The organism is Natronolimnohabitans sp. A-GB9 (genome assembly GCF_030848565.1).
GTDB lineage: Archaea > Halobacteriota > Halobacteria > Halobacteriales > Natrialbaceae > Natronolimnohabitans.
Genome location: NZ_JAVDDV010000002.1, coordinates 287,042 through 312,004 on the forward strand (window position 1 = coordinate 287,042; position 24,963 = coordinate 312,004).

Here is a 24,963-nt window from a genome sequence, read left to right on the forward strand (position 1 = left end):
CGCCCCACTGTAAGTTTCTTCCGCCCGATCGTGGAACGGGTATCCGCGGCGATCGTTGGTCTCGGCTCGCTCGGCGCCGTCCGGCTCCAATCGCGAGTCCCGTCCGAGGCCGACGGTACGGAGGTAACAGGAATGACAGACCTGACGATGACGAGCCCCGAATTCGACGACGGAGAACGGATTCCCGACCGGTACGGCTACGAGGCCGACAACGTCAATCCGCCACTCGAGATCGACGGCGTACCCGACGCCGCCGAGACGCTGGCGCTGATCGTGGACGATCCCGACGCGGTCGAACCCGCCGGCAAGGTGTGGGATCACTGGGTCGTCTGGAACGTTCCGGCCGACGAGACGACGATCTCCGAGGACTGGAGCCCCGACGACGTCGGCGCCGAAGAAGGAACGAACGACTTCGGAGAGCCCGGCTACGGCGGTCCGAACCCGCCGGACAAGGAACACACCTACCGGTTTACGGTCTTCGCGGTGAACAATACGGTCGATCCGGGCACGAACGCCGACGCGGACGCTCTCAGGGACGCGATGGAAGGCCACACCGTCGCGCAGGCGACCCTCGAGGGGACGTATCCCGCCTGATCGGCGCCTCGCCGGCTACTGATACGGTCTACTGGAGTCACGTACCGCCGATCGCCGACCCGTCCTGGCGATCGGCGGGACATCGGTACCGCAGTCCGTATGATCTACGCCGTCGGCTCGAGCGAGACGAACTCGAGGCCGTGCTCGACGAGGAGCCGATCGGCCCGGTCAGTCACGGAGGGTGCGACGAGGATCCCGCGCACGTCGGCACCGGCGTGGAGGTCACGTTCGAGGGCGTCGACGTATCGGCGCAACTGGCCGACCGCGTCCGGGCCGACGCGGCGGCGCTTGAGCTCGACGACGACCGTCCGTCCCGCGGTGTCCTCGCCGTAGATGTCGACGGCTCCCGCGGGCGTGTCCCGTTCGGTCGCAAGCGGCGTGAAGCCGGGCTCGAGCAAGCTCGGCTCCTCGAGGATCCGACGGCGGAGGTCTTCTTCGGTCCCGGACAGCGATAGGTCGTTCTCGTCGGTCCCCGAGAACGCCGAGACCTGGAGCACGCGCTGGAAACGAACGCGGAGACGCTCGTCGGGCGTCGAGCGAGCGCTCTCGAGGACGAGGGCATCCACGTCTGTGGTCCCGTCGTCGTCGTCGGTCGCCTCGGGGCCCTCACAGAAGACGTCGTGCTCACAGCCCGGCGGCTGCCAGTTGACCGGCTGCTGGCCTTCGTCGGTATGAACCAGTGCCGCGCCGTCGGGTTTGAGCATGACGTGACGGTCACCCGCCTCGAGCGTACTCGAGGCTCGCCCCTCGTAGTCGACGGTACAGCGGCCGAAGACAGTCACGAGCGCCTCGCGCTCGATCCCGTCGGCGATGGCCTCGCAGGCGGCCGAAAGCGTTGGCTGCTCGAGAGAGACGACCTGCGAGGACTGCGATGGCGATGTCCCGGAGGTCACTGACCCGTCCTAGCCAGCGGTCGAATAAAAGGACCCCGGACCGACGAACGAGCGATTTCGAGCCCGACAACGGTGTGACAACTGGTATCGGAGATGACGAGGGTTTATTCGTCCGCATCTCCGAAGTCGGGACACGATGACGTCCGATCCGACCCGGCGCCGCGTACTACAGCTTACTGGAGCCGGAGCGACCGCATCCCTCGCCGGCTGTACCGGACTGCTCGATGGAAACGGTGAACTCGAGGCCGACGAGGAACCGGACATCGATCCGGAGGAAGGTATCACCGCGGCCGTCCAGCCGCCCGAAGCGGAACTGATGGAGCTCCAGCAGGACGTCATGTCCGACGTCGAAGCAGGAGATGTCAGTCAGGAAGAAGCACAAGCGGAGGTCATGGAGCGACAGAACGAGCTGTTCATGTCGCGGTCGATCGAGTTCGAATCGACGATCGCGGATATCGACGATCTCACCGTCGAGGCCGCGATCGGTGAGATGGGCGCGTTCTTGCTTTCGGGCTCGGACGAGCGGATGGTCGAACTGCTTCGTGACGGGGATGTCAACGCGTTGCTCCCCGGTGAGGAGTACGCGGCCGCATTGGAATCGGGAGAGGAAACACCGCCCGAGGCCGAACCCGAACCCGAACCCGAACCCGAACCCGAGCCGGACGAGGACGTCGACGACGACGACGGAGACGATGAAGACGACAGCGACGATGAAGACGACAGCGGCGACGAAGACGACGACTGATCACTCGACGGTAAAGGGACTCTCGCGTTCGGTCCAGTTCCAGCCCGGGAGCCGTTCCTGAAAGCCAGCCGCAAGCGCCGCCTCGAGATCGTCGACACCCGCGTTCTCGTCGGCGTCGCCGTGGACCTGCAGATCGGCGTAGTGAAAGGTCGCCTCGCCGAGCGTTCGCAGGGGCTGTGTTCCGGCGATCGTTCCGGCCAGCTCCCGGCCGAGGATCTCGTCGACGACGAAGCCGGGATAGTCGCCATCGACGTCGAGTTCTCGGAGGATCGCGACCAGCGCAGCGACGTTGACGGCCAGATCCCCGTCCGCGAAGACGGCGTCGACCTCCGTCTTGTACTGGTCGGTGGTGACACAGTCGACGTCGGTCTCGAAGATCGAACCGAGGTCGTCACGAACGTCGTTGATGATCGGAACGACAGTTTCGGCGCGGTCGCTGACCCAGTCTCGTTCGGCAGCGACACGTTCCGGTGTCAGGTGCATACGCGCCGTTCGTGACGAACGGCCCTGGGTTTTGCGAAGGCTTTTATACTACGCAAGGAATAGCGTCGAACAAGCGGGTTCTCCCTGGAATCTTCCCGCAGACCAGGACGACCGACCTGGGAGCGTATCCGTCGCGACACGGTTTCACACAGGATGATCCGGGACACGAGACGTCTTGTGCCGTTCTTCGTGGACGGCCAGTCGAAACGGTATCTCCGGGACACTCGAGTTCCGGTGACCGTCGATCCGATATCGACACCGTCCGGACTCTCCGAACACCGTTCAGACACGTTCGCTCCCCGGCGGCGAGTACACGCGAGCCACAATCGGCGATTATGAGTACTGTAGAGCAGCAACTCGACGATCTGAAAGCAGAGATCACGAGCGAGTTACCGAGCGATATCTCGGTCTCCTCGGTGAAATACGAAGGCCCAGAAGTGGTGGTCTACACGCGAGATCCGAAGAAGTTCGCCCAGCAGGGCGATCTCGTACGACAACTCGCGAGCAAGCTTCGCAAGCGGATCACCGTCCGTCCCGACCCGAGCGTTCTCGCGCGGCCCGACGAGGCCCGCGAGGAGATCATGAACGTCATCCCCGAAGAGGCGGGTGTCACCGATCTTGATTTCCACGCCGACACCGGCGAAGTCGTCATCGAGGCCGAAAAGCCCGGCATGGTCATCGGCCGCCACGGCTCGACGCTCCGTGAGATCACCAAAACCGTCGGCTGGACGCCGGAAGTCGTCCGGACGCCACCGATCGAGTCCTCGACGGTCTCGAACGTCCGGAGCTTCCTCAAACAGGAACGCGACGAGCGTCGTGACATCTTGGAGAAAGTCGGCCGACAGATCCACCGCGAGGAGATGTCCGACGACGAGTACGTCCGCATCTCCACGCTTGGCTGCTGTCGCGAGGTCGGACGGGCTTCCTTTATCCTCTCGACGCCCGAAACGCGGATCCTCATCGACTGCGGCGACAAGCCCGGTGCCGAAGGCGAAGTCCCCTATCTCCACGCGCCCGAGGCGCTGGGTGCCGGTCCCCAGACGATCGACGCCGTCGTCCTCACGCACGCCCACCTCGACCACTCCGCACTCATCCCGCTGTTGTTCAAGTACGGGTACGACGGGCCGATTTACTGTACCGAGCCCACCCGCGACCTGATGGGGCTGCTGACACTCGACTACCTCGACGTCGCGGCCAAGGAGGGACGGACGCCACCCTACGACAGCGAACAGGTCCGCGAAGCGATCAAACACACCATCCCCCTCGAGTACGGCGACGTCACGGATATCGCCCCCGACGTCAAGCTCACGTTCCACAACGCCGGGCACATTCTGGGCTCCGCAGTGAGCCACTTCCACATCGGCGACGGCCTCTACAACGTCGCCTTCTCCGGCGACATCCACTACGAGGACACGCGTCTGTTCAACGGCGCGGTCAACGACTTCCCCCGCGTCGAAACGCTCGTCCTCGAGTCGACCTACGGTGGCCGTAACGACTACCAGACCGACCAGGAGGACTCAGAGCGCAAGCTAAAACAGGTGATCAAGGATACCTACGAGCGCGACGGGAAAGTCCTCATTCCGGCGTTCGCGGTCGGCCGCTCCCAGGAGATCATGCTCGTCTTAGAGGAGGCGATGCGCGAAGGCGATATTCCGTCGATGCCGGTCCACCTCGACGGAATGATCTGGGAGGCGACGGCGATTCATACCACCTACCCCGAGTACCTGCGTGACGAACTGCGCGACCGGATCTTCCACGAGGACGAGAACCCGTTCCTCGCCGAGGAGTTCAACCACATCGACGGCGGCGAGGAGGAACGCCAGGAGGTCGCCGACGGTGGTCCCTGTATTATTCTCTCGACGTCCGGTATGGTGACCGGCGGCCCGATCATGTCCTGGCTCAGCCACATCGGTCCCGATCCAGACTCGTCGCTGGTCTTCGTCGGCTATCAGGCTCAGGGAACCCTCGGCCGACGTATCCAGAACGGCTGGGACGAGATCCCGACCAGCGAAGTCGGCGCCATGGGCGGCAACAACGGCCGCGGCACGCTCGATCTCAACGTCAACGTCGAGACCGTCGACGGCTTCTCCGGCCACGCCGACCGCGCCGGCCTCGAGAACTTCGTGAAGACGATGAACCCGCGCCCCGAGAAGGTACTGTGTGTCCACGGCGACGAACGCTCCACACAGGACCTCTCCTCCGCGCTCTATCACGAGTACGACATGCGGACCTTCGCGCCGAAGAACCTCGAGACCTTCCGCTTCTTGTAAGCTTCGCGACGCTTCGGCGCTCGCCAGTTTTCCACTACGGCTCGCGGATCCGCGCCACGCCGGGTCCCGTTCTGTCCCGTCCGTGATACGAAACGCTATTCATCAGTGTCGCCGACCCCCGACCCGACGCGACCGCTGGTCGCCTGGCGGCAAGAGCGGAGCCGAACGGCGCAGAGACGTCGATACTCGAACACGGCGATGGGAAGGGCTCAGAAGAGCTGTTTCGGGACATACTCGAGACGAGTTCCCGACGTGACCGCGACCCGTCTTGCGGTCGCGCCGGCATTGACGGACAGCGGCCCGTATCAATCGATGGAGCGCTTCTACTCGGTCTCGTTATCCGTGGCCGCCTCGCCCTCCCAGCGTTCCTCGTGGACGAGCGTCTCGACGTCGAGACGGTCGCGCCACCCCTCCTGCTGGAGGACCGGTTCGTCCGGAAACCCACCCTCGGGATAGCCCAGACAGAGGTAAGCGATCGGCTTGACGTGTGGTGGAACGTCGAGTACTTCCTGAAGCTCGTAGGGGTAGAGGACGCTCACCCAGCCGACACCGATCCCCTCCGCTCGAGCGGCCAGCCAGAGGTTCTGAACCGCAAGACACGTCGAGTAGACGTCGGTTCGTTTCATCGAACTTCGGCCGAGGACGTGGGGGGCACCTCGCGTCGGGTCACAGGTGACACAGATGTTGACCGGCGACTCGCGAATCCCCTCGAGTTTCAGGTCGGCGAACTCACTCCGGCGCGGTTCCTCGTAGGCTTCTCGGGCGGCAGCGATCGCTCTGTCGGCGATTTCGGCGATTTCGGCTTTCGTCTCGTCGTCGCGGACGACCACGAGATCCCACGGCTGTGAGAAGCCGACGCTGGGCGCGTGGTGGGCGGCCTCGAGGAGGCGCTCGAGGACGTCCTCGGGGATCGGGTCGTCGCGAAACCGTCGGATATCACGGCGAGCGTAGATGGTCTTGTAGACCGCATCCCGCTCGGCGTCCGTGAATGAAACCATCGTTTACCACGTTCAACCTATATTTCATAAATCCGCTGGTCGGAGGCCATCCCAAATCGGGATCGGTGAATTCGATCGAGTGATATCGCGGACTGGTCGAGAACTCACTCGACTCAGTCGGCCGTTTCGTCCCCGTCCGGTGTGTCGGCCGGATCGACGACCTCGCCGGTCTCGGGATAGACGCCGACCTGCTCGCAGACGTCCGCCATCGGACAGGCTTCCGGATCCTCGAGACAGGCCGGCTTGCGCGCGCTGCAGTATTCGCGGCCGAACTGGATCGTCGCCGTGTGACCGAACCCACACTTCGCGGCGGGAACGTCGCGCTCGAGGACGGCCCTGACCGCCTCGTGGTCGGCCGCCGACGGGGCGATCCCCATGCGGCGATAGATCCGATGGACGTGTGTGTCGACGGGGAAGACGCCACCGCGACCGCCCGCAAACAGCAACACACAGTCGGCAGTCTTCGGCCCAACGCCTCGTACCTCGAGAAGCGTCTCGCGGACCGTCTCCGGGTCGGCGTCCTTGACGAACGCGTCGAACTCCGTGACGGAGCCAAACTCCGCTTTGACCCACTCCGCGGTGTCGATGATGATCTCGGACTTCTGGTTGTAGAGTCCGGCGGAGCTGATCGTCTCGGCGAGCGTCGACCGGTCGGCGTCGGCGAGCGACTCGGCCAGGTCGACGTCGTCGTCGTTGTAGCGCTCGATCAGCGCGTCGTGGGCCGGCTGGCTGGCCTTGTCGCTCGTGTTCTGGCTCAGGATAGTACGGACGAGACAGGTGAAGGCGTCCTGGCCGCCGTAGGTCTTCTCCCAGTACAGTTCGCCCAGTCGATCGACGACCTCCTCCGCGCGGGTATCGGCGGTCGCTGGATCGAACTCGGCTGCGACGCCACCACCCTCGACGCCGCCGCTGATGTTGACCGCTGGCTCCTGATCGTCGCTCATACGATATCTTCGAACCAGCAGGACAAAACGACGACGGAATATCGGCAAACGGGTACGCGATCGACGATATCGTACGGATCGTTACTCAATCACCGCCGATCGCCGACCCGTATCTGGCGACCGGCGAGACACCGTTACAACGATCCGTATCACTCCACGCGGATCGTCACCGTCGCCTCGGCGCCGTCGGCCAGCGCGGCGACGAGATCGCGGTCGAATCCCGCCGCGGCGAACTCGGCGTCGTTTACGATCGTCCGATCGTCGATATAGTCGCTGGTCCGACCCACCGCGCTGCGCTCGTTCGTGAACTCGAGGTCGGGATCGCCCCGTCCGGTCACCGAATCTCGGTGGCCGTCGGCCTCGATTTCGACGGTGATCGTCGCGTCCCGATCCTGACACGCGTCGACGAACGCGGGATCGAAGTCAGCCGGCGCACGATCGGCCTCGACCGCGAGAATGCAGTCACCGGCGGGCGTGAGATAGTCGTCGGTCGTCACCTCGAACGTACTCGAGTGCTCGGCGGAGACGTTCTCGTGGCCTCGAGCGTGGATGATCTCTTCCATGTCCGGCGGTTCGTTGCCTGCCAGAAAACGGCCTCGAAGTCCGTCGATCGGCCGATCCGTCGGAAATCGACCATGTAGCACAACGCCCATTACCGTGACCTCGAATGGGAGTGTACAGTGGTCGCCCGAAACCGTCTTCGCTCCCCAACCGGTGCGAGGCGTGCAATCGGCGTCCTCGGCGGACTGTACATCGCCCTCGCCGTCGGCTTAGCGCTCGTACAGCTCCGGCAGGGAACGCCGTTGGGAAACGTCGTCATCGTCACACTGCTCATCGTGATCCCCGGGTTCGGGCTCAGTTACGGAAGCCAGTGGCTCTCCCGGTCCGACATCGATCCCGAGTTCTACCCGACCGTGTTCCGCTGGTGTCTCGGAGGTTTCGGAGCGATAGCGAGTATACTCGTGCTCTATCACCTCCAGCCTGCCGGAGGGATCACCACGCCGGAAACGACGTCGTCGATCCTGACCGCACTCGGTACGCTCGCAGGCTTTGCCGTGGGTTCCCACGATGGACGAGCTAAAACCCGAACCCGAGAGCTCGAGCAACGCAATCGAGAACTCGAGAAGACGCAGGCGAAACTCGAGGAGACGGTCCAGCGACTCGAAGAGACGAACATCCAGCTCGAGGGCTCGAACGAGCGTCTCGAGCGCTACAGGGAGTACACCGACGAAGTGTTGGATTCGATCCACGACGTCTTCTACGTTCTCGAAGCAGACGGCACGCTGGTCCGGTGGAACGAGAGCCTCGAAGCGGCTACCGGCTACGACAACGCGGACATTTCGTCGATGACCGCCGCGGAGTTTTTCACACCAGACGACAGCGAACGGGTCACGGCGGCGGTTGCAGAGGGGTTCGAAACCGGAAGCGTACAGCTCGAGGCGAACCTGCTCACCAGCGACGGTGAGCGGATCCCTTACGAGTTCGCCGCGTCGAAACTCGAGACCCCCGCGGGCGAGTCAGTGCTCGCCGGCATCGGACGCGACATCTCCGAACGCAAAACGCGAGAGCGAACACTCGAGAAGCGAGCCCACCAGCAACGGGTCGTGGCCGACCTCGGTCAGTTCGCACTCGAGACCGACGACCTCGACGAACTCATGCGCGAAGCGAGCCGAAAGGTGGCCGCCGTCCTCGACACCGACTACTGCAAAGTGCTCGACCTCGACACGGAGAGCGAGGCGCTTCTGCTTCGTCAGGGCGTCGGCTGGAACGACGGCCTCGTCGGTGAGGCGACGGTGTCGGCCGTCGAAGCGAACTCCCAGGCCGCGTACACCCTCGAGGCCGACCGTCCGGTCGTCGTCGAGGATCTCGAGAGCGAAACGCGGTTCAGTGGTCCCCAGCTGTTGCGGGATCACGACGTCCACAGCGGGGTCAGCACCGTCATCGGACCGTTCGACGAGCCATGGGGGATCCTGGGCATCCACGACACCGAACGGCGGACGTTTACCGAAGATGACGTCACGTTCGTCAAAAGCGTCGCCAACGTCCTGGCCGAAGCGATCGAGCGCCGCCAGTACCGGGACGAACTCGAGACGTTGATCGACGACCTCGAGGAGTCCAACGTCCGTCTCGAAGAATCGAACGAGCGGTTAGAGCAGTTCGCCTACGCCGCCAGCCACGACCTGCAGGAGCCGCTGCGAATGGTGTCGACCTATCTGCAACTGATCGAGCGCCGCTACGGCGACGAACTCGACGAGGAGGGCGAGGAGTTCCTCGAATTCGCCGTCGACGGCGCCGATCGTATGCGTTCGATGGTCGACGGGTTACTCCAGTACGCACGCGTCGAAACGGGCGGCGAACCGTTCGAGCCCGTCGATCTCGAGGCCGTCCTCGAGGGCGCTCGTGAGGATCTCCGGATGCGTATCGAGGAAAGCGACGCCGAGATCACTGTCGATACGCTGCCACGTGTCGAGGGAGACAGCGGACAGTTACGACAGGTGTTCCAGAATCTGTTGTCGAACGCGATCCGGTACAGCGGTGACGAGCCACCGCGAGTACACGTCTCCGCCGAACGAAACGGGACGGAGTGGACGGTCTCGGTAACCGACGCGGGAATCGGTATCGATCCGGACGATCAGGAACTGATCTTCGAGATCTTCGAGGGGTTACCCGGTGACGACGAGTACGTGGGGACTGGGATCGGCCTCGCCGTCTGTGAACGAATCGTCGAACGCCACGGCGGCGAAATCTGGGTCGACTCCGAACCCGGTTCCGGGGCGACGTTTTCCTTTACGCTCCCGGCAGCGACCGACGATCGACCGCCGTCAGTCGAGACGGAACGCCGTCACTGAGACGGAGCCCTGTACCGATTACCCGGCCCATCCTGGGACGGTCACGGGTGTGCCAGCACCGACCGACAGCAGCCCGAATGCGTCGGTCGCCGTCTTCGAGTCCCCTAGACCAGACTCGCACCGTCGAACTCGCCGCGGCTGTACTCGACGTCCAGCAGATCGAGGATCGTCGGCGTGATATCGAAGAGGTCGGCGTCGCCGATCGTCGCGTCGGGATGGTCGATGAACAACGCGGTGTCGTCGAAGCTGTGCATTCCGTTTCGCGGGCCGGACGTGAAGACGTCGGAATCCGCTTTGAAGCCGGATTTGAGGTCGAAGCCCTTGTTCGGGATCGCGACCAGATCCGGCGCGATGTCGTCGTGATCGCCGCGGAACGCGGCCTCCTTCTCGACGACGCGGTCGACGACCTCGTTGCCGTCCGGCCCCTCGAGTGCCTCGAGTTCGGCCTTGAGTTCGTCGCGGACCGCATCGTACTCTTCCTCGGGGACCGAGCCACGCGGTTCGCGGCCCTCGAGATTGATGTAGAACCGACCAGGAATGAACGAGTATGCCCGCGTGTCGTCGGCGATGTCGCCCAGTTCCTCGGGGTCGTCGGTTCGGAAGGAGAGCCACCCCTCCTCCCGAAGCCACTCGTTGAAGTGGACTTCGTAGTCCAGGCTGGTAAAGCCGTGGTCGGAGGCGACGATCAGGGTAACGTCTTCGGGAAGTGTCTCTCGGAGACGACCGATGTAGTCGTCGACCTTTCGATAGAATTCGACGAATTCGTCTTTGTACTCGCCGTCGCGTTCGTAATCCTTGAACAGGAAGTGGTTGACCCGGTCGGTCGTCATGAAGACGCCGAAAAACAGCTCCCAGTCGTCCTCCTCGATGTACCGTTTGAACGCCTCGAAGCGGGCGTCGAGGGTCGCGTGGGCGTCCTCGATGAACTCGGCTTTGTCCTCCTGGTGACCGAGTTTCGGATTGACGTCGATCCGGTAGTCGATCGACTCGAGATAGTCACGAACGTCGTCGGGGTAGGCGGCCTTCTCAAGGTCCGGCGAAAGAAAGCCCGAGACCATTCGCTGGACGTTCCGCTGTGGGGGGAAGGTAACGGGAACGTTCATCACGGTCGCTCGTCGGCCATCCTCCTGGACGCGGTCCCAGACGCGGTCGGCCTGGACTTCCTGGCCCATCGGGACGTAGGTGTCGTAGGTTCCGACCTCCCGGTCCTGGAAGCCGTAGACGCCCGTTTCACCGGGGTTCACACCGGTCGTCAGTGCCGGCCAGCAGGCGCTGGATTCGGGCGGAACGATACTCGAGATTTCGCCCGCGGTTCCGTCCTCGGCGAGCGCTGCGAAGTTAGGAAACAGGTCTTCGTTTTCCGATAAGAGACTGTACGGCACGCCGTCGACCCCAATAAATGCGACGCGGGGGGTGTCGTCGCCCCGCAATCGATCGAACAGACCCATGGCCGTGGGTAGTTCAACCGTATACAAGAAGGTTCGTTTCGGGACACTATATTGAGAATATCTGGGACACGTTCACGAATACGCGGACTGTCCAACGGCGTCGACACGACGAGCGTGACGTGCCTCGAGCGACGGGCGATAGAACGGGTGCGAGCGCGACGACAGCGATATCTGCCGCCTTCGGGCGACAAAAACGGGACTACTCGTCGGAGTCGTCGTTTTCGGCAGCGTCGAAGTTCGTCGGGACGACCGTCAGGTGGTTCATACCGACGCCGGCATCGGTACAGTCGTCCTCGTCGGTCGGCGTTCGGGTGGGTCGGTTGGATGCTGCCATGACAACTCATCGTTGGTCGGCAGACGGGTTAAAATTACCCATGCTCATAATGCATGAGCGAAACGGGTGTCGATAACTCCGGTGTATCCGGTGGTGACTGTGAGGACAGAACGAACGCGTTCGACGGCGGCGCACCCTAAAAAACGAACGAACGGATGAATTACTCGAAGTTCTCTTCGTAGAGGTCCTGGGCGTGTTCGATCGCGTCGTATGCGGCCTGCTTGTCCTCCCAGCCCAGGGTTTCGACTTCCTTGCCTTCCTCTAAGTTCTTGTACGTCGCGAAGAACTCGTCGATCTCGTCGAGTTGCTGCTGTGGGATGTCGTCGAGGTCTTCGATGTGATCGTACCGCGGGTCCTCGGACGGCACCGCGATGACCTTATCGTCTTGCTCGCCGTCGTCGTCCATCTTCATCAGAGCGACGGGACGAGCCTCGATGACACAGCCGGGGAACGTCTGGTCTTCGACGAGCACGAGGACGTCGAAGGGGTCCTCGTCGTCGTAGTAGGACTGCGGGATGAAGCCGTAGTCGCTCGGATAGTGAACGTTGCTGTGGAGCACGCGATCGAGGACGACGCCGGGAACGTCCTTGTCGTACTCGTATTTGTTTCGCTCGCCTTTGAGACACTCGACGACGGCGTAGATCTCTTCTGGCGGGTTCGGTCCGGTCTCGAGGTCTTCCCAGAGATTGACCATGTACCCGGAACTGCAACGGTGGATCAAAAAGTACTTTCGTAATCGACTGTCATCTTCCACATGACGGTTACCAGATACCCAACGATGAACTCCGGGCGAAACCACCAGTGTCCGGCGACGTCGCAACCGATCGACGACGAGTTGATCGGCCGATCGCAGGGAATAGTTGACAAGTCTTAAATAGTCTGGTGACATTTGCACAAGTATGTCAGAGGCACAATCAATCACCGGCGAACAGAGTATTGCGCGCGAACTTACGGCGTTTCAGACCAACATCCTCACGATCCTCGCCAAAGAGCCGATGTACGGCCTGGCGATCAAGCGTGAACTCGAGGACTACTACGGAACGGAAGTAAACCACGGACGCCTCTACCCGAACCTCGACGAGCTCGTCGAACTCGGCTTAGTCGAAAAGAGCGAACTCGACAAGCGAACCAACCAGTACTCGCTGACCGACGACGGCTACGAGGCCGTCCTCGACGGCATCCAGTGGTCGCTCTCGAAGATCGTCACCGACGACGAGCGCGCCGACGAGATCAGCGAGATCGTCGACGACAGCTACTAACCGACAGCCACAGCCGCAAACCCACCAGAACCACCAGTTGCGGTTGCAGTCGCGTTACCGGTCCTGTCGGTCAGGAACCGGTTTTCCGGCCGTCTCGTAGACGAATTCGATCGAGTCGTCGATAGCCGCTCGCTGAGCGGCCGACGGCCACGCGTTTCTAACGAAGTACTCGGTCCGAAACTCCCGTAGCTCCGCGGCCGTCAGCTCTTCGATCCGTTTCGCGTAGTGGTTTCCGACGAAATCTGCCAGTACGGCGGCGTTGTCGCCGTGGACGTCGCCGTGGCGTTCTCGAACCCGATCGACGAGTTCACGGTTGTGGTCGTCGACGTCGTCCCAGTCGTCGGGATCGCCCGTTCCCTCGAGCGGAATCTCGACCGCCCGAGAGGTGTCCTCGATTCGATCCGTACGGATGACGCCCTCGTCGGCGTCGCGCCACTCCGCAGGATAGAGAACGAGCGTGTCGTCGCCGTCGTCGTCACGGATCCGCGCGGTGAACTTGTACTCCTCGAGAAGCGTCGCTCGCCGTTGGACGTAGGCATCGGCCTCGTTCTCGTCCGGCGTCCGTCGAGCCAATCGGGTCAGTCGTTCGGCCTCGTCGATGACCTCGGTAGGGAGCTCCCCCGTCTCGGACGCTTCCGTCGTCGCCTCGGATGCGTCGAACTCCTGGTCGGCGTCCTCGAGCGATTCGTTCGATTCGGTCATACACCTGCGTACGCACTCGAGGGCTTTTCCCTTGCTGGTCTCGCTTCCGTCTGCTGTCGTCCCACGGTGTCTTATACGGTCTACTGTAGTCACTGACCGCCGATCGCCGACTCCGTTCTGGCGACCGGCGGTAAACAGTTACAGCAGTCCGTATCAGGCCTCGTCTAACGCCTCGTTGACGAGCCCGTCCGCACGGTCGTTGACCTCTCGGGGGACGTACTCGAGGGTCCACTCGTCGAAGTTCGAGAGCAGTTCGTGGACGGTGACGCGCTTTGCCCGGAGTTCGGGGTTGTTGGTGTCGTACTCCCCGCGGACCTGTTTGACGATCAGTTCGGAGTCACCGCGTACGTGAACTTCGTCGTAGCCGTAGTCGCGAGCAGCCTCAAGCCCCGCGATCAGCGCTTCGTACTCGGCCTGATTGTTGGTCGCCGTCCCGATCGTCTCGCCGTTTTCGGCGACGATGCCGTCGCCGGTGACGATCACCCAGCCGATCGCGGCCGGCCCGGGGTTCCCACGCGACCCGCCGTCGAAGTAGACGTGTGCGCGGCCGCCGTCTTCCCGCAACAGGGCTTCGATATCCTGTGGGTTCGATCCCTGGATCACGACCTTGTCGTCGTAGGCGACAGCCGTCGCTGACCGACGGCTCGCACGCCAGCGTTCGTGGTCCGTGTTACCGGACTCGACCGACACACCTGCCTCCTCGAGTCGTTCTCGAGCCGCCTCGACGTCACACTCGATAACCGGCATTCGTCGCTGCTATCGACTCGACTGGGATAAAGGCTTTCCGGTTCCAAATCGTAAACTCGGCCCGAGAAACGCTGTATCTGCCGATTTCGGGGAGTTAGGTTCAGCAGCGTGAAACAGTTACCAAACACTTATATACTGTGGTGATACTACTATAAAAGTGCGATGACACGGTCCACCCGCCAGCGGGAGCGAACGCGTGAGACGGACGAGACCGAGGATCAAGAAGGGGTACGTGCCTGCCCCGAGTGTGAATCGGACAATCTCGTAAAGGATTCCGACCGGGGTGAGCTCATCTGTGAAGACTGTGGGCTCGTCGTGGAGGAAGAAAAGATCGACCCCGGCCCAGAGTGGCGGGCGTTCAACCACCAGGAACGACAGGAGAAGTCCCGCGTCGGTGCGCCGACGACCCAGACGATGCACGACAAGGGGCTGACGACGACGATCGACTGGAAGGACAAAGACGCCTACGGTCGCTCTATCTCCTCGAAAAAGCGCAGTCAGATGCATCGACTGCGCAAGTGGCAAGAGCGCATCCGCACCAAAGACGCCGGAGAGCGTAATCTTCAGTTCGCGCTCAGCGAGATCGATCGGATGGCCTCCGCACTGGGTGTTCCGCGGTCAGTCCGCGAGGTCGCCTCCGTGATCTATCGACGCGCACTCAAAGAAGACCTCATTCGCGGCCGCTCGATCGAGGGCGTCGCGACCTCCGCGCTGTATGCCGCCTGTCGAAAGGAAGGCATTCCACGCAGCCTAGAGGAAATTTCGGAAGTCTCACGCGTCGAACGCAAAGAGATCGGTCGCACGTATCGGTATATCTCGCAGGAACTCGGCCTCGAGATGCGTCCCGTCGACCCGAAAAAATACGTCCCGCGCTTCTGTTCCGAACTCGAACTCTCCGAAGAGGTCCAGACCAAGGCCAACGAGATCATCGAGAAGACCGCCGAGGAAGGACTGCTCTCGGGGAAGTCCCCGACCGGCTACGCCGCGGCCGCGATCTACGCCGCGTCGCTGCTCTGTAACGAGAAAAAGACCCAACGCGAGGTCGCCGACGTCGCGCAGGTGACCGAAGTGACGATCCGGAATCGGTACCAGGAACAGATCGAAGCGATGGGGATCCACGGCTAAGTCGTCCGTTCATCGATTCGTCTTTTTATCGTCGCAACGAGCCAGCGATGGCACCGTCGAGCAGGGTTGCGTAACGGTGTTACGCCTCATCGTCGCCAGCGTTGCCATCGTCGCCGTCGTTTTCGTCTCCGTCGTCGGCGACCTCGATGGTGATCTCGTCGGTCATATCGTAGGCGTTGTGCTGGGCGTCGCCGGCCTGGGCACAGAGGTCGTACTCACCCGGCTCGAGGTCGAGTTCGATCTCCTCGTCGCCGTCCTCGAGGTGATGGTAGCCGTCGTCGTGGGGGATCACGTACCCCGGCTCGACGCAGTCTTCGTCGACGAGGACGTGATGATGGCCGGCCCCATCTTCGGGGACCTCGTCGTCCTCGGCCGGCTGGAGTTCGAAATCCTCGGCGTCTAGTTCGATCTCGACGGGACTCGAGACCTCGTCGCCGTCTTCGGGTGTGACGAACTCGACGTCTCCGTCAGGCTGTTCGTGGTCGACGTCGTCGACGGCCTCGTCGTCGCCGCCGTCTCCGTCCGGTTCCTCGTCCTCGTCGTAGTCCTCGACGAGGCCGCTACAGCCCGCGAGTGCAGCGACTCCTGCCATCGCGCTCGCGGTGAGATACGTTCGTCGTGTCGGTGTCCGTGTCATAGTAGAGTGGGACTGTGGTGATTCGGTGATCGCTTCGAACGCAGCGACGTCGTACGGTCTGCCGTACCGATGTACCGCCACACCTGCAACCGTCTTCGGCTGTACCGAAACTGACTCACGACGGTCCGTCTCGGTGGCTGCTCGCTGGCGAGTCAGCGGATGTTCGTTCGATAGTCGCCACTTGTGGTCACTGCAGCCGACCGCAAGACGGCGTTGCAATCGGTGTGAGCATCGGTTCAGTGGCGACTCTAGCTGGCGGCCTCGCGGCGAAAAGCCCATGCCCTGCGTTCGCTACGCGCCCACACATTCGTCGGTGAGGAGCGTATCACTGCGACGCAGCGCCTCCTCGAGAGAAAAAACACTCGCTCGAGTGCTGTACGAACGCGCCTCTCGAACGGTGTTATTCGTCGTTTTCGTCTTCCTCGTCGTCCGCATCCTCATCGTCGTCATCCTCGTCGTCTTCGATACCGTTCTCCTCTTCGTCGTCGTCCTCTTCGGGCACTTCTTCGTCGTCGTCTTCGGGCTCTGCGGGGTCGTCGTCTTCCTCCTCTTCGATGTCGTCGTCTTCCTCGTCGTTACAACCTGCCAGTGCCGTGAGACCGACCGCCCCGCTCAGCGCGATCAGCCGTCTGCGTGTGAGTGGATTCGTCATTGTACCTCGTTTGTGGACGAGTGAGTGACGGAAAAGAGAATTCGGAGCCTAGTATCACGACGGTGGAATCAAAGCATCTGTTATAGCGAATTCATCGGTGGACGACAGTTGTGGCCGATACAGAGCCGTAATTACGGATCACTGATCGGTGTCTCGACGCGACCGTTTCGTCGGAACCCACGGCAGCGACGGGGTCGCCCCTCATCGGGAAACAGATAGTTACTCGACGCAGCCGTGAAATCGCGACTCGATCGGTAGACACGGCGTCTCGCGGAGACCGGTTACTCGTCTTTACCGACGCTGATGACCTGCAACAGCGAGTAGACCGGGACGCCGTCGATCTCCTCGAGCCCCTGTTTGTCCGCGATGACGACACAGGCCAGTGGCTCACCGCCTTCCGCACGGATCGCCTCGATGGTCTCGCGCATCGTGGTGCCGCTGGTGATCGTGTCGTCGACGATGTAACACGGTCGGTCGCGGATACCCGCGAAGTTCCGGCTGAACGTTCCACCCAGTTCCTCGATATCGCCTTCCTCCCACTGGTGTTTTGCGGGCGTGTACGTCGACAGATCGGTCTCGAGTTCGCGCGCGACAAGCGTCGCGATGGGGCCGCCGGCTTTTTCGATACCGATCGTCAGATCGATGTCTTCGCCGTGTTTGACGAGCATATCGGCCATCGCTTCTGCGATCGCGCTCATCCGTTTGCTGTCCCGGCCGATCGCCGACCAGTCGACGTGGATATCCTGTGGGCCGCCCGGGCTAGCCCCTGGCTCCTGTTGTCGGCCGTTGGGCTGGGTCGTCGCGCCACTTCGTTCGACCAGCCAACTCGCCGTCTCCCGGGAGACGTTCAGTTCGTCCGCAATCTCGCCTTTCGAGAGCCCGCGATCGGCGAGTTCGGCTGCGCTCTCGATCAGGTCGTCGACGTTTTTCATATACTTTCGAATTCGACCGCTGTTTTTATAGGCGTGTCGTCGGCGGCCGAATCGGCCGTCGTCGCCGCCGGGAACGCTCGCTCGAACTCCTCGAGTCCGTAGATACCGGTCACGACCTCCTCGAAGAGCCACGAAGGCAGCTGTGAGAGCGTATCGGTCGCGGCTGCGAAGTGCTCGCGGTTCGAGTTAACGCTGCCGACTAACGCCTTGTTGTGCAAGACCAGTTCCCGGTGGAGACGACCACCGTCGACCTCGAACGACCAGTCGCCGGGGACGCCGAGCAACGCGGCGACGCCGTTGGGTGCGAGCGCGTCGATCGACTCGAAGGCGTGTTTCGCATAGCCCGTGGCCTCGTAGACGACGTCCATCGGCTCGTAGGTCTCGGGGATCTCCGACACCGGCGTCTCTCGAGAGTCGACGTAGGTGACGCCGAGCTCGTCGAGGACCGCGATCGATGGATCGGGACGGTCGCGCCGACCCAGACAGTAGACGCGGTCGTAGCCGAGCGTCGTCTCGAACATCGCCGCGGTCAACAGCCCAAGCGAGCCGTTTCCGAGGACGAGCGCGGACTCGGGCTGCCAGTCGAACGCCGACCGTGTCGCCGCCGCGTGCTCGAGTGCCTTCTCGGTGATACTGATCGGTTCGACGAGGAAGCCGACGTGTGCGAGGGCGTCCGGAACGGGAACGAGAGCGTCGGCAGGGCTCGTAAAGTACTCCGCCATGAACCCGTGAGCGCCGACGATACCGCGTTCGACGTACTCGCCCTCGGGAGCCATGTCTGGTTCGCCGCGCTCGAAGTAGGCGTTGGTCTCGGTGCCAGACGGCGGTCGCCGGACCGTCGGGACGACGTACTGGCCGCGCTCGAGGTCGGTTCCGTTGGGATCCTCGACGACGCCGACGGCCTCGTGGCCGAGAACGAGCCGGTCGTCGCCGTCGGGAACACCGCCGTGACAGCCGTCGATGACCTCGTAATCGGTTCCGTCGACGCCCACTCGAAGGGTTCGGACGAGGGCCTCGCCCGCGGCCGGTTCGGGAACGGGCAACTCGACGAGTTCGGGGCTGCCCGCACCGGGCTCGACTGCGATGGCTTTCATGGTACCACGGTACGTGCTCGGCTGATAAGTATTTATTCCTATTCGAGTAAAAGATCAGAACATGCTCGAGGCCGAGATGTTCGGTAGCGGAAACGATTATCCCGCTGCCGCCACCTGTAGCTGACATGGAGCGATACGATCTCATCTACCGGCTCTACGACGAGTACGACACCGAACAGTTACGGGAGTACCAGGCGTTCGTCGACGTCTTCCCGGCTGTCGACTCCCGCGTCGCCTTAGAACACTGGCAGAGCGCAAACGAGGAACTCGAGCACCGGAAAGACGAGATCCGGTCGGATTTCGCGGCCGGCGAGACGTTCGCGGAGATCGCCGCGCGGGCCGACCGCGATCAGGCGTTTACCGCGCTGGATCTCGAGGCCAAGTACGGACGGGCGGTGAACGTCCTCGTCCTCGACGTCGACGAAACGCTGCGCTCGGCCGGCGGCACCGACAACGAGATCCCCCGCGATACGCTACACGTTCTGACGGAGTTTCACGAGGCGGGCGTTCCGATCGTGATCTGTACCGGCCAGACCTTAGAGAACGTCAAGGGGTTTGCGATCCAGGGCCTCGGCAGCGAGATCGTCCACTCCGGAGACCTCTCGATCGTTTACGAAGCCGGGACAGGCGTGTTTACGCCGGGCCACGGCGCAGACACGAAACAGCTACTCTACGAGGAACTCGACGCCGAGATCAGGGACGTCTTCGACGAAGTCCGGTCGCGAGTGCTCCCCGAGGCACCCGAGAAACTCCGGCGTGGCTGTCACCTGCAGGGCAACGAGTTCAACGTCACGATGAAGCCCAACTACGAGACCGGCTCGACGAAGGCCAGAGAGACCATCGACGCCGCGCTGGTCTACCTGATCGATCTGCTCGCCGATGCCGTCGGCTCGGCGCTCGAGGCGGACAGCGACAACGGGAGCATCGAACTCGAGGGCGAGACAGTCGAAGACTGGACGCGCGCGTTCTACGCCGATCAGGACCCCGAGATCAGGGCCGTCCTCGAGAGCGAGGGCGCGTATCCGAACCTGACAGCCGATATGGTCCCCACGGAGCTGACAACGATCTTAGAGCGGATCGACGTCGCCTACTACGAGGCCGATGCGGCCGAGATCGGTAGCCTCGAGTTGAACAAAGTCGTCGGCGTCGAGCGGGCACTGGACGTGCTGGGCGTCGACGACCCGTTCGCGCTCGTGATGGGCGACTCCAAGAGCGATCTCCGCGTCATGGAGTGGGCCGACGAAAACGACGTGGGAATCGCCGCCGCGCCCGAACACGCCTCCCAGGACACCTTGGAACACGTTCTCGAGACGGACGAACTCGTCTTCGACCGCGGGAAGAGCGTCGACGTGTTACGAACGGTCTATGCGATGAATCGGTTGGCTCGACTCGACTGAAGGGGTTCGCGTAGACACCCCTCGCTTCTTCACTGGCAACGTCACAAACAGCGACCACCCGTTCAAGTGAGTGGTCTCCTTTATAACTACAGACACCCCGTCGTTCGAGTGAGTCAGCGAAAAACGTGGCCCGTCCCTGCGAACGCTCAACTCTAGCTACATAATAAATATCTCTACTCTTATATTTGACTTTAGTACAGTTATGTTTTCTATTCTATTGTGTTAAGCTTTTTCTTTTATATAGAGTAACACAGAACCTTCTCCTAGGAATTCGGTGGAACTCACTCGAACGACGGGGTCTCAGGGTGTCACGTCTACGTATAAAGGAGCGTACTCAGTTGAATCACTTGAACGGGTGGTCGTAAGTTCTAAGAAGGTACCTACGCACACCGGTAGTAAGAAATGGGGAAATTCGACTTCACACCTGGAAACTACCCCTTCAGAAACCGCAACGCGCTCCTGGACGACTACACACCCGAGGAAATGGTCGGTCGCGACGCCGAACTCGAGGAATACCACGGCGCACTACAGCCAGCAATCAACCAAAGTCAACCCGACAACATCTTTTTATACGGGAAAACCGGCGTCGGCAAAACCGCCGCAACTAAATTCCTCCTGGACCGTCTCGAAACGGCTAGCGAACAACACAACGTCACAATCACATCCAAAGTCATCAACTGCGATGGCATCGACACATCCTATCGCGTCGGCGTCGAACTCGTGAACACCTTCAGCAGCGACAAAATCAGCGAGACTGGCCACCCAAGAAGCAAAGTGTACGACCTCATGTGGGACACGTTCGACGACCTTGGCGGACTCATCATTCTCGTTCTCGACGAGATCGACCACCTACAAGACGACTCTCTCCTGTATCAACTCTCTCGAGCACGCGAAAACGACAACATCGAAAACGCGCGTGTAAGCGTTGTCGGCATCAGCAACGACCTCAACTATCGCGACACCCTCTCCCCCAAAGTCCGATCGTCCCTATGCGAACGCAGCATCAATTTCCCCGCCTACACTGCCAATGAACTCGAAAAGGTCCTGCACCAACGGAAAGAAATTGCTTTCCAAGAGGATGTCTTGGATAGTGGAGTGATCCAGTTGTGTGCCGCATTCGGCGCTCAAGAGTCTGGTGACGCACGCAAAGCACTCGATCTCCTGCTGAAAGCCGGTGATCTCGCACACGAAGAGGATGCTGACCAGGTAACTGAAGATCATGTTCGGCGCGGTCGTGGCCTCCTACAGCGCGAAGAAGTCACTCGAGGGATTCTCGGACTCAACGAGCACGAACAAATCCTCCTATACGCGTTGGCATCGTTCAACTCCGCGAACTCTGGTCCAGTCCGATCACGCGATCTCTACAGGCGCTATGAAGGATTTTGTGAACGAGCTGCCCGGGATGCACTAACTAGCCGCTGGATGCACGACCACCTTGACGAGATGGAAATGCTCGGTCTCGTTAATATCGAAAAACGGAACGAAGGCAGCACAGGCGGGCAATACAAAGTAGTCGCATTAGATCAAGAACCGCCGGCAGTGTTGGACGCACTTAACGACACAATCGAACAGGTGGGCGTGCATCAATCGGTACAGACAACACTTAAAGACCTCTAAAACAGCTATAGTAGCTCCTGAACGTCAATTCACACTCGATGACAGACAGCTGTTGCGATCGGTGTGTGAATCGTTTTAGGAGCTACCATAGCCGACCGGATAGCACCGCCCTGGCGATCGACGGGACAGCAGTAGCAGTCCGTATGAGACGGACTGGCCGTCACCGGTCGCCAAACGCTATTTTAAACGGCTGGAAGACCAAAGCCTGTGCATCAACCGGGCGCGGGCGCTAGCGTATTGTAGCACGATCCGAGCGGGAGTGGCGCGGACGAATACGACGTCACCGTGGCACGAAGGCGCTCTCGCCACCCCAGCGCGTGGATCGGCGAGGTAATTATGAGACGATTCGTGTCCAACGACGTACAGACCAGCGGCATTGTTCGCCAACCGGACTCGAGCGGTTTCGACGGGGTGATCGACCGATGACGACGATCGCGGAGCTCACGCTGTCGACCGACGAGTTCGCACTCGCAGAGACGTTTCAGCAACTGCCGAACCTCGAAGTCCGTGTCGAGAGCGTCGTCGCCGAAGGGCCGGCTCGAACGATGCCTCTCGTCTGGTTCTGTAACGTCGACCGGGAGGAGATCGAACACACACTCGAGGCGGATTCGACCGTCGCCGACTATCAACGGCTCCTCGAGAACAGCGACGACGAGTGGTTCTACCGGCTCCAGTACGCCGAGGACGTCGGCTCGGTCTGTCGCGCAGTTTACACCAACGGCGGTACGCTACTCGACGCGCAGGTCGCCGACGACCAGTGGACCCTTCGGTTGCTCTTCCCCCAGCGCGAGGGGCTTTCCGATGCTGTCTCGGCCATCGAGGACTGTGGTGCGCGTATCGACGTCCGGCGGATGGTCGAGGCCGGACAGGACGAAGACCTCGAGACGACGGCGGCACTGACCGAACCCCAACAGGAGGCGATCGCCGAGGCCTACCGCCAGGGGTACTACGACGTCCCCCGCGAAATCTCGCTCGAGGAGCTGGCAAACGAACTCGACATCTCCCATCAGGCGCTGTCGGAGCGACTGCGTCGGGCCAACCGCGTGCTCGCAAGCGAGCAGTTAGACGAACCGACTGGCGAACTCGCGACCGAGTAGCGATCGAGCCGACCGCCGGCCGGCGATAGACGGTCCCCGACGGATCCGATGTCCATTTTTGACCGTGTACGTGCAGCTGACGGCTGCCCTTTATTCATGCCTGCTCCAGTACAGGGGGTATGGCATACCACGATCCCGGCACCGACGATCCACTCGACCTCCGGGGTGTCGTTCCGCCGACGGTCACCGCGTTTCACGACGACGAGTCGGTCGACTACGAGACGACGGCCGAACACGCCCGCTTCGTCGTCGACCGGGGCGTCCACGGCGTCTTTCCGCTGGGGACCAACGGCGAGTTCCCACTGCTAACGGGTGGGGAACGCGAGGGCGTCGTCGAGGCTGTCGTCGACGAGGTCGGCGGCGAGGTCCCCGTCATCGCCGGCGTGGGCGCGCCGAGTACCTACGAGACCGTTACCCACGCCGAACACGCCGCGGCCGCCGGCGCCGACGGCATCGTCGTCGTGACGCCCTACTACTATCCGATCGATCACGAGGCCGCGCTCACCCACTACCGGCGGGTCGCCGAGGCCGTCTCCCTCCCAGTGTACGTCTATCACATTCCCAGCAAGACCGGCAACGAACTCTCCCTCGAGACGCTTGCCGATCTTGCCGCGGTCGACGGGATCGCCGGCGTCAAGGACTCGAGCAAGGACGTCCCGTGGCTCGCCCAGGCGACCGACGCCCACCCCGAACTGACCTTCCTCGCGGGATCGGACTCGCTTCTGTTTACGGGCCTCGAGATCGGCTGTTCAGGGCTGGTCAGCGCCGTCGCGAACGTCTTTCCGGAACTGGTCGTCGACGTCTACGAGGCCTACGACGACGGCGACGAGGACCGCGCTCGAACGCTCCAGAGTCGCGTCTTCGACGTCCGCGACGCGTTCAAAACCGGTGGTGCCTACATGTCCGGCGTCAAGACCGCGCTTCGCATGCGCGAGTTCGATGCTGGCCCGCTTCGCAGCCCGCTCCGGCTGAAAGACGACGAGTCGACGGCGGCGATGCGCGATCGACTCACGGAACTCGAGGTGCTCTAATAAAGCGATCGCGTCCGAACGGTACCGGTGAGGACGAGCGCACGTCCCTCGTCGCTGACCGAGTAGTCCTCGAGGGTCGCCCACTCGTCGCCGACGTCGCGATTGGCTTCGACGTGGTCACGAAGCGCCTCCGCGTCGGCGTTCCCCTCGCTGTCGTACAGCAGTACATCGACGATGTCGGTCGTCTCGCCGTCGATCTCCCGCGATGATGCTTCTCCCATGAGTCCGGTCTCCCAGTCATCGTGCTCTGTATCGAACTGCTCTTCGAACTGCTCACGCTGTGCTTCAGGCAGTTCGTCGATCGAGTCGTATCGGTGACCGTACTGGCTTTCGAACGCGTTCTCGATCGTCCGCGGCTCGGACACGTTCCCGCTCACGGTGGCACCCGACTCGAGCGGGTCGAGTAACGCCTCGGCGTCGTCATCGGTCCAGCGGTCGTCCCCGTCTACGCGGGCGTCGATCGTCGCTTCGAGGGCTGCGACCGGATCGACGAGGCTGCCACCGGTCGCCTCAATAACGGAGTTGTCACGAACAGCTACCCCGAGTCCGTCGATCTCGTAGCAGTCGAACGACTCGTACTCGCCCTCACTCGAGAGCTCCTGATCGTCGTCATCGCCGTACTCGTCGTCGACCCACTGTTCGAGACTCTCCTCGACGTCGTCGGGGTCGAACGATCCAGAGAGGATCGTGACGTCTATTGCCGTTCCAGTCGTGTTTTCGCCGTTGTACTCGACTGTCTGTGTAAGTTGCCAATCGATTTCCGTCGCCGTGACGCCGGCCCTGCTACGCGACTCACTCTCGATACTGAGCGCGCCGTGCCCGCCGTAGGGATCCGTCGCTTCCTCGTTGTCGACAAACGCCTCGGGAGCGATGTAGACGAACGACCGATCGCGTCGCTCGATGTCGTCGATCTCGTCGTCAGAATCCGTCTCGAGGATATCGCCGAGAGAGGGATCGACGAGCCACTGCTCGAGGGCCGCGCCATCGTCGTCACCGATAACCGGGAGGCTACCCGTACAGCCGGCCAGTCCGACAGCACCGAGCGTGGCAAGTCCTGCAGCTCCGTCTCGAACGAAATCCCGTCGTGAACGCTCTCCGTTCATTGTCGTATGAGA

The 24,963-nt window shown here is 62.1% G+C and carries 25 protein-coding genes; 10 read left to right on the plus strand and 15 right to left on the minus strand.

The features are described 5' to 3' along the window. The first annotated feature begins 132 nt into the window (after nucleotides 1-132). Nucleotides 133-594, plus strand: coding sequence for a YbhB/YbcL family Raf kinase inhibitor-like protein (locus RBH26_RS03900; RefSeq protein ID WP_306756680.1), 462 nt, complete (start codon nucleotides 133-135; stop codon nucleotides 592-594). A gap of 104 nt (nucleotides 595-698) precedes the next feature. Here the strand turns inward: RBH26_RS03900 and nucS are convergent, their stop codons facing one another. Beyond that, nucleotides 699-1,487, minus strand: a complete 789-nt coding sequence (gene nucS, locus RBH26_RS03905; protein ID WP_306756682.1) for an endonuclease NucS — start codon at nucleotides 1,485-1,487, stop codon at nucleotides 699-701. 136 nt (nucleotides 1,488-1,623) lie between these two features. On the opposite strand from nucS, the gene RBH26_RS03910 reads away from it, so the two are divergent. After that, nucleotides 1,624-2,232, plus strand: coding sequence for a hypothetical protein (locus RBH26_RS03910; RefSeq protein WP_306756683.1), 609 nt, complete (start codon nucleotides 1,624-1,626; stop codon nucleotides 2,230-2,232). On the opposite strand, the gene RBH26_RS03915 is transcribed toward RBH26_RS03910, so the two are convergent. After that, nucleotides 2,233-2,715, minus strand: a complete 483-nt coding sequence (locus RBH26_RS03915) for a hypothetical protein (RefSeq protein WP_306756684.1) — start codon at nucleotides 2,713-2,715, stop codon at nucleotides 2,233-2,235. It lies immediately after the preceding gene. Nucleotides 2,716-3,050: 335 nt separating this feature from the next. Between RBH26_RS03915 and RBH26_RS03920 the strand changes: the two genes are divergently transcribed. Next, nucleotides 3,051-4,985 carry a beta-CASP ribonuclease aCPSF1 gene (locus RBH26_RS03920; RefSeq protein ID WP_306756685.1) on the plus strand — a complete coding sequence of 645 codons (1,935 nt, stop codon included), beginning with the start codon at nucleotides 3,051-3,053 and terminating at the stop codon, nucleotides 4,983-4,985. 323 nt (nucleotides 4,986-5,308) lie between these two features. Here RBH26_RS03920 and bluB read toward each other — a convergent pair whose 3' ends face one another. From bluB to RBH26_RS03935, 3 genes are all read right to left on the minus strand, one after another. Next, nucleotides 5,309-5,983 (minus strand): 5,6-dimethylbenzimidazole synthase, encoded by a 675-nt coding sequence (gene bluB, locus RBH26_RS03925; protein WP_306756686.1) that lies wholly within the window; start codon nucleotides 5,981-5,983, stop codon nucleotides 5,309-5,311. A 113-nt stretch (nucleotides 5,984-6,096) separates the two neighbouring features. Continuing rightward, nucleotides 6,097-6,927, minus strand: a complete 831-nt coding sequence (gene nth, locus RBH26_RS03930) for an endonuclease III (RefSeq protein WP_306756688.1) — start codon at nucleotides 6,925-6,927, stop codon at nucleotides 6,097-6,099. A 149-nt stretch (nucleotides 6,928-7,076) separates the two neighbouring features. Further along, nucleotides 7,077-7,490, minus strand: a complete 414-nt coding sequence (locus RBH26_RS03935; protein WP_306756689.1) for a DUF371 domain-containing protein — start codon at nucleotides 7,488-7,490, stop codon at nucleotides 7,077-7,079. 117 nt (nucleotides 7,491-7,607) lie between these two features. On the opposite strand from RBH26_RS03935, the gene RBH26_RS03940 reads away from it, so the two are divergent. Continuing rightward, on the plus strand, nucleotides 7,608-9,776 hold the full coding sequence (locus tag RBH26_RS03940; RefSeq protein ID WP_306756690.1) for an ATP-binding protein: 2,169 nt from the start codon (nucleotides 7,608-7,610) through the stop codon (nucleotides 9,774-9,776). Nucleotides 9,777-9,880: 104 nt separating this feature from the next. Here the strand turns inward: RBH26_RS03940 and RBH26_RS03945 are convergent, their stop codons facing one another. The 3 genes from RBH26_RS03945 to RBH26_RS03955 form a co-directional block, all read right to left on the minus strand. Continuing rightward, nucleotides 9,881-11,224: an alkaline phosphatase family protein gene (locus RBH26_RS03945; protein WP_306756691.1), complete on the minus strand. Its 1,344-nt coding sequence runs from the start codon at nucleotides 11,222-11,224 to the stop codon at nucleotides 9,881-9,883. A gap of 199 nt (nucleotides 11,225-11,423) precedes the next feature. Continuing rightward, complete coding sequence (locus tag RBH26_RS03950) at nucleotides 11,424-11,558, minus strand: hypothetical protein (protein WP_306756694.1); 135 nt, start codon at nucleotides 11,556-11,558, stop codon at nucleotides 11,424-11,426. Between the two features lie 160 nt (nucleotides 11,559-11,718). Beyond that, nucleotides 11,719-12,252 (minus strand): inorganic diphosphatase, encoded by a 534-nt coding sequence (locus RBH26_RS03955; RefSeq protein ID WP_306756697.1) that lies wholly within the window; start codon nucleotides 12,250-12,252, stop codon nucleotides 11,719-11,721. Nucleotides 12,253-12,457: 205 nt separating this feature from the next. Between RBH26_RS03955 and RBH26_RS03960 the strand changes: the two genes are divergently transcribed. Then, a complete protein-coding gene (locus RBH26_RS03960; RefSeq protein ID WP_306756698.1) occupies nucleotides 12,458-12,817 on the plus strand; it encodes a PadR family transcriptional regulator in 360 nt (119 codons plus the stop codon). 54 nt (nucleotides 12,818-12,871) lie between these two features. Here RBH26_RS03960 and RBH26_RS03965 read toward each other — a convergent pair whose 3' ends face one another. Next, nucleotides 12,872-13,519 (minus strand): rnhA operon protein, encoded by a 648-nt coding sequence (locus tag RBH26_RS03965; protein ID WP_306756699.1) that lies wholly within the window; start codon nucleotides 13,517-13,519, stop codon nucleotides 12,872-12,874. A gap of 153 nt (nucleotides 13,520-13,672) precedes the next feature. After that, entirely contained in the window at nucleotides 13,673-14,266 is a 594-nt protein-coding gene (rnhA, locus tag RBH26_RS03970) for a ribonuclease HI (RefSeq protein ID WP_306756700.1), read from the minus strand. 162 nt (nucleotides 14,267-14,428) lie between these two features. Between rnhA and RBH26_RS03975 the strand changes: the two genes are divergently transcribed. After that, nucleotides 14,429-15,391, plus strand: a complete 963-nt coding sequence (locus RBH26_RS03975) for a transcription initiation factor IIB (RefSeq protein ID WP_006108914.1) — start codon at nucleotides 14,429-14,431, stop codon at nucleotides 15,389-15,391. Nucleotides 15,392-15,470: 79 nt separating this feature from the next. Here the strand turns inward: RBH26_RS03975 and RBH26_RS03980 are convergent, their stop codons facing one another. The 4 genes from RBH26_RS03980 to RBH26_RS03995 form a co-directional block, all read right to left on the minus strand. Further along, a complete protein-coding gene (locus tag RBH26_RS03980; RefSeq protein ID WP_306756708.1) occupies nucleotides 15,471-16,028 on the minus strand; it encodes a DUF4399 domain-containing protein in 558 nt (185 codons plus the stop codon). A gap of 400 nt (nucleotides 16,029-16,428) precedes the next feature. Continuing rightward, nucleotides 16,429-16,680 carry a hypothetical protein gene (locus RBH26_RS03985; RefSeq protein WP_306756711.1) on the minus strand — a complete coding sequence of 84 codons (252 nt, stop codon included), beginning with the start codon at nucleotides 16,678-16,680 and terminating at the stop codon, nucleotides 16,429-16,431. A 281-nt stretch (nucleotides 16,681-16,961) separates the two neighbouring features. Then, nucleotides 16,962-17,612: a transcriptional regulator GfcR gene (gfcR, locus tag RBH26_RS03990; protein ID WP_306756712.1), complete on the minus strand. Its 651-nt coding sequence runs from the start codon at nucleotides 17,610-17,612 to the stop codon at nucleotides 16,962-16,964. After that, nucleotides 17,609-18,706: a glucose 1-dehydrogenase gene (locus RBH26_RS03995; RefSeq protein ID WP_306756714.1), complete on the minus strand. Its 1,098-nt coding sequence runs from the start codon at nucleotides 18,704-18,706 to the stop codon at nucleotides 17,609-17,611. The genes gfcR and RBH26_RS03995 overlap by 4 nt, the downstream gene beginning before the upstream one ends. A 125-nt stretch (nucleotides 18,707-18,831) precedes the next feature. Here RBH26_RS03995 and RBH26_RS04000 point away from each other — a divergent pair, with 125 nt between their 5' ends. The 4 genes from RBH26_RS04000 (at nucleotide 18,832) to RBH26_RS04015 (ending at nucleotide 23,848) form a co-directional block, all read left to right on the plus strand. Next, entirely contained in the window at nucleotides 18,832-20,103 is a 1,272-nt protein-coding gene (locus RBH26_RS04000; RefSeq protein ID WP_306756716.1) for an HAD family hydrolase, read from the plus strand. Between the two features lie 402 nt (nucleotides 20,104-20,505). Next, the gene (locus RBH26_RS04005) at nucleotides 20,506-21,720 is read left to right on the plus strand and encodes an orc1/cdc6 family replication initiation protein (protein WP_306756717.1); all 1,215 of its coding nucleotides are present in this window, start codon (nucleotides 20,506-20,508) and stop codon (nucleotides 21,718-21,720) included. Between the two features lie 422 nt (nucleotides 21,721-22,142). After that, nucleotides 22,143-22,817 (plus strand): helix-turn-helix domain-containing protein, encoded by a 675-nt coding sequence (locus RBH26_RS04010; RefSeq protein WP_306756718.1) that lies wholly within the window; start codon nucleotides 22,143-22,145, stop codon nucleotides 22,815-22,817. 119 nt (nucleotides 22,818-22,936) lie between these two features. Further along, nucleotides 22,937-23,848, plus strand: a complete 912-nt coding sequence (locus RBH26_RS04015; RefSeq protein ID WP_306756719.1) for a dihydrodipicolinate synthase family protein — start codon at nucleotides 22,937-22,939, stop codon at nucleotides 23,846-23,848. Here the strand turns inward: RBH26_RS04015 and RBH26_RS04020 are convergent. Continuing rightward, nucleotides 23,845-24,951, minus strand: a complete 1,107-nt coding sequence (locus tag RBH26_RS04020) for a hypothetical protein (RefSeq protein WP_306756720.1) — start codon at nucleotides 24,949-24,951, stop codon at nucleotides 23,845-23,847. The genes RBH26_RS04015 and RBH26_RS04020 overlap by 4 nt on opposite strands. Nucleotides 24,952-24,963: the final 12 nt, after the last annotated feature.

What these genes read in the sequence shown, in the direction of transcription:
- RBH26_RS03900 (WP_306756680.1), top strand. Translation starts at nt 133, where the DNA reads ATGACAGACCTGACGATGACGAGCCCCGAATTCGACGACGGAGAACGG.
- RBH26_RS03910 (WP_306756683.1), top strand. Translation starts at nt 1,624, where the DNA reads ATGACGTCCGATCCGACCCGGCGCCGCGTACTACAGCTTACTGGAGCC.
- RBH26_RS03915 (WP_306756684.1), bottom strand. Translation starts at nt 2,715, where the DNA reads ATGCACCTGACACCGGAACGTGTCGCTGCCGAACGAGACTGGGTCAGC.
- RBH26_RS03920 (WP_306756685.1), top strand. Translation starts at nt 3,051, where the DNA reads ATGAGTACTGTAGAGCAGCAACTCGACGATCTGAAAGCAGAGATCACG.
- bluB (WP_306756686.1), bottom strand. Translation starts at nt 5,983, where the DNA reads ATGGTTTCATTCACGGACGCCGAGCGGGATGCGGTCTACAAGACCATC.
- nth (WP_306756688.1), bottom strand. Translation starts at nt 6,927, where the DNA reads ATGAGCGACGATCAGGAGCCAGCGGTCAACATCAGCGGCGGCGTCGAG.
- RBH26_RS03935 (WP_306756689.1), bottom strand. Translation starts at nt 7,490, where the DNA reads ATGGAAGAGATCATCCACGCTCGAGGCCACGAGAACGTCTCCGCCGAG.
- RBH26_RS03945 (WP_306756691.1), bottom strand. Translation starts at nt 11,224, where the DNA reads ATGGGTCTGTTCGATCGATTGCGGGGCGACGACACCCCCCGCGTCGCA.
- RBH26_RS03950 (WP_306756694.1), bottom strand. Translation starts at nt 11,558, where the DNA reads ATGGCAGCATCCAACCGACCCACCCGAACGCCGACCGACGAGGACGAC.
- RBH26_RS03955 (WP_306756697.1), bottom strand. Translation starts at nt 12,252, where the DNA reads ATGGTCAATCTCTGGGAAGACCTCGAGACCGGACCGAACCCGCCAGAA.
- RBH26_RS03960 (WP_306756698.1), top strand. Translation starts at nt 12,458, where the DNA reads ATGTCAGAGGCACAATCAATCACCGGCGAACAGAGTATTGCGCGCGAA.
- RBH26_RS03965 (WP_306756699.1), bottom strand. Translation starts at nt 13,519, where the DNA reads ATGACCGAATCGAACGAATCGCTCGAGGACGCCGACCAGGAGTTCGAC.
- rnhA (WP_306756700.1), bottom strand. Translation starts at nt 14,266, where the DNA reads ATGCCGGTTATCGAGTGTGACGTCGAGGCGGCTCGAGAACGACTCGAG.
- RBH26_RS03975 (WP_006108914.1), top strand. Translation starts at nt 14,429, where the DNA reads ATGACACGGTCCACCCGCCAGCGGGAGCGAACGCGTGAGACGGACGAG.
- RBH26_RS03980 (WP_306756708.1), bottom strand. Translation starts at nt 16,028, where the DNA reads ATGACACGGACACCGACACGACGAACGTATCTCACCGCGAGCGCGATG.
- RBH26_RS03985 (WP_306756711.1), bottom strand. Translation starts at nt 16,680, where the DNA reads ATGACGAATCCACTCACACGCAGACGGCTGATCGCGCTGAGCGGGGCG.
- gfcR (WP_306756712.1), bottom strand. Translation starts at nt 17,612, where the DNA reads ATGAAAAACGTCGACGACCTGATCGAGAGCGCAGCCGAACTCGCCGAT.
- RBH26_RS03995 (WP_306756714.1), bottom strand. Translation starts at nt 18,706, where the DNA reads ATGAAAGCCATCGCAGTCGAGCCCGGTGCGGGCAGCCCCGAACTCGTC.
- RBH26_RS04000 (WP_306756716.1), top strand. Translation starts at nt 18,832, where the DNA reads ATGGAGCGATACGATCTCATCTACCGGCTCTACGACGAGTACGACACC.
- RBH26_RS04005 (WP_306756717.1), top strand. Translation starts at nt 20,506, where the DNA reads ATGGGGAAATTCGACTTCACACCTGGAAACTACCCCTTCAGAAACCGC.
- RBH26_RS04010 (WP_306756718.1), top strand. Translation starts at nt 22,143, where the DNA reads ATGACGACGATCGCGGAGCTCACGCTGTCGACCGACGAGTTCGCACTC.
- RBH26_RS04015 (WP_306756719.1), top strand. Translation starts at nt 22,937, where the DNA reads ATGGCATACCACGATCCCGGCACCGACGATCCACTCGACCTCCGGGGT.
- RBH26_RS04020 (WP_306756720.1), bottom strand. Translation starts at nt 24,951, where the DNA reads ATGAACGGAGAGCGTTCACGACGGGATTTCGTTCGAGACGGAGCTGCA.